Genomic DNA, 3,442 nt, shown 5'->3' on the forward strand with positions numbered 1-3,442 from the left:
GAAATCCAACACAATCACCACCCCAGCAGTAGACGAAGTTGTCGAAATTGGAACTAAGAAAGTAGTAGCCCCAGTTGTAACGACTAAGGAAGAGACCAAGACAGAAGAAGTTGCTTTCCAAACTAAGGAAGTCACAAATCCAGATCTTCCAGAAGGAAGTCGTCAAGTGAAAACAGCTGGTAAGAAGGGTGTTCGTACCATTGTTGAAACAGTGACTTACACAGACGGCGTTGAAACAGGTCGTGTTGAGAAATCAAATGCAATCACTACTCCAGCAGTAGACGAAGTTGTCGAAGTAGGAACTAAGAAAGTAGTAGCCCCAGTTGTAACGACTAAGGAAGAGACCAAGACAGAAGATGCTGCCTTCCAAGTCAAAGAAGTGAAGAACGCAGACCTTCCAGAAGGAAGTCGTCAAGTGAAAGCTGCTGGTAAGAAGGGTGTTCGCACCATCGTTTACACAGTGACTTACACAGACGGAGTAGAAACAGATCGTGTTGAGAAATCCAACACAATCACCACTCCAGCAGTAGACGAGATTGTTGAAGTTGGAACTAAGAAAGTAGCCTCTACAACAACCAACGGTAATAAGAATGATACTGCAACAACAGGGAACCAAGCTGAAAGCACTAAGAAAGAAGAAACTGCAAGCCAAGATAAGAAAGTTCTACCAAGCACAGGTACAGCTTCTACCAGTCTTCTTTCAATGATTGGTTTATTTATCGCCGGTCTAGTAGGCTTTGTCGTTCGTAAGAAGGACTAATAAACTTTCATCTGAAAGGTCTTACAGACTTAATTTTTAAAAGAATTCAAGATTTTTCTTGAGTTCTTTTTTATTTAGGTGAAGGCTGAGATATCGCATAGTGATTAGCAGAAAAAATTATTTTTATGAATAAACCAAAAAGTTTCTTTTTAAAGTTTCACAGTATATTAAATATGTAAGTTGATATATTGTAAACGATGATAGTATACTAATACAAAATAATAAATTTTTATCTATAATCTACTTTTAATTGTCCCCTTTTTGTGTTAGAATGAGGTGAACATTTCTTTTTAAAATGATTGTATACAAATCATTTTTAGTTTGGAGGTTAATTATGAAATGGAGAAGAGGCATGAAAGTGCCGTTTTCTACTAATTTAGGTAGAAAAACAAAGGCTTATATCGGCCTAGTCGTTTTACTTTTTTCTATTTTTCTTCTTCCGGTTCAGTCTTATGCTGCATTAGAAGAGATTAAAAATGGAACGGATATCTCTACCTTGGATATTCGTAAGTTTAATTTAAATATTAACAATGCTAGTGTTTTATCTAAATCACAGTCTGTTGATCAGTTTCATCTATCGAATCCCCATTATGAATATCTAAGTGGGGGTGCTTATCCAGGTGAGATGGAAAACTTTACTCTCAAAGTAGATAAAAGTAAAAAACAAGATCAAGTTTTTGAAAATCCTTTATCTCTAAAATTCACAAATATTAGTAACATTCACGGAAAGCAAGTAGATGCTTATTTAAAATTTAATAAGGTCACTCTTCACTATCTAAATACTGCTCAAGCAGAGTCTGAAATGAATAGTGCTCAAAAATCTACTGTCGAATTTTTCTCAATTTCTGAATTATGGGAAAGTAATGCTTTTGAAATTGGGAATGTTCCTTATGTGGATGCGAATCATGACTACATCATGAATAAAGCGTTTTGGATTGATGCTGATGTTACAGCCGAAATTCGCTATGCTGATGGGACAGAAACAGACTTGAAATTGGTCATGAAACCAACAGATATTGATGCAATTGATGCAAACAATTTGAAGGAAACCTTCTATGTTAAAAACTATAAGAACGATGTGAACCTTCGATTAATGAACAATGCCAATGTCTTGCGGCAGGAAGAAACAAGTGATCATACTTCATGGATTGCTACACAAAGTACAAATGGTAGTAATGCTGAAAATAACATCTCGGGTTTAGCTCTTCGATCAAATAGTAACAGCATGAATTTCGGTTATTCATCAACGGAAACCTGTTCGGCTGTATTTGGGCTTTATGTCGAAAAGATTGACCCAAGTCCAGTCCTAGAGGTAGAACCTACTGAGATTCCAGCTAAAGAGGGGCAGGATGTAACTTATAAGGCTACTTTTAAAGTTCCGGTTCCAGGTAAAGACCTTTTAGCAGCTCCATCATCTATTGAAATGGTTCAAAATTTTGATGATCGCTTGGACTATAAAGAACTTAAAGTTGAATCAGGTGGAGTGACTCTGCAAGAAGGACGTGACTATACGATTGAGAAGTCAGGTCAAACAGTTACTGTTAAAATGACACCTGAATACATAAAATCAAATTCTGCCGCTGAGATTATTATCACTTATAAAACAGCTACAAACAAAAAAGTGGAAGAAAAGGGACCTGAAAAAATTAACAACACTGTAACCTTGCATGTTGATAACTTATCAGCTCCTTCTAATCAGGTGAGCACTGCTCTTCTTTACGAAAAACACCATGAATTTGTCAGTGGAACTCCAGGTAAAGAGCTTCCGCAAGAAGTGAAAGATTTGCTTCCGGCGACGGATAAGAACTTGTCTAATGGTAGTCAAGTAACTCCAACTCAACCAAGTCAAACAGAAGTGAAGACGTCAGAAGGCACATGGAGCTTTAAGTTTTATGACAAGGCATCAGAAACCATCAATGGAGCGGACGCACACTTCGTAGGCACTTGGGAGTTCACCCCAGCACCAACCTACAAGGCGACACACGAATTTGTCAGCGGAACTTCAGGTAAAGAACTTCCACAAGAAGTTAAAGTCTTGCTTCCAGCAGACCAAACAGACTTGAAAGATGGCAGTCAAGCAACTCCAACGCAACCAAGCCAAACAGAAGTGAAGACGGCAGAAGGTACATGGAGCTTCAAGTCCTATGACAAAGCATCCGAAACCATCAATGGAGCGGATGCCCACTTCGTCGGTACTTGGGAATTCACCCCAGCTCCAACTTACAAGGCAACACATGAGTTTGTCAGCGGAACTCCAAATAAAGAACTTCCACAAGAAGTGAAAACCCTACTTCCAGCAGATCAATCAGACTTGAAAGATGGCAGTCAAGCAACTCCAACGCAACCAAGTCAAACAGAAGTGAAAACAACTGAAGGTACATGGAGCTTTAAGTCCTACGATAAGACATCTGAAACTATTAATGGAGCAGACGCCCACTTTATCGGTACTTGGGAATTCACCCCAGCTCCAACCTATAAGGCGACACACGAGTTTGTCAGTGGAACTCTAGGAAAAGAGCTTCCACAAGAAGTAAAAGCCTTGCTTCCAGCAGATCAAACAGATCTAAAAGATGGAAGTCAAGCGACTCCAACGCAACCAAGTCAAACAGAGGTTAAGACATCAGAAGGTACTTGGAGCTTCAAGTCCTATGACAAGGCATCAGAAACCATCAATGGAGCGGA

2 protein-coding genes are annotated in these 3,442 nt (G+C 39.0%); both read left to right on the top strand.

The features are described from left to right. The coding region (locus HMPREF1518_RS01780; RefSeq protein ID WP_033583721.1) for a G5 domain-containing protein at positions 1 to 760 on the top strand (760 nt) is incomplete at its 5' end. A 334-nt stretch (positions 761 to 1,094) separates the two neighbouring features. Continuing rightward, positions 1,095 to 3,442: isopeptide-forming domain-containing fimbrial protein (locus HMPREF1518_RS01785; protein WP_033583722.1), on the top strand; the 2,348-nt coding region annotated here is incomplete at its 3' end.

The sequence above is a fragment of the Streptococcus sp. SR1 genome, from assembly GCF_000526075.1.
Taxonomy (GTDB): Bacteria; Bacillota; Bacilli; order Lactobacillales; family Streptococcaceae; genus Streptococcus; species Streptococcus halitosis.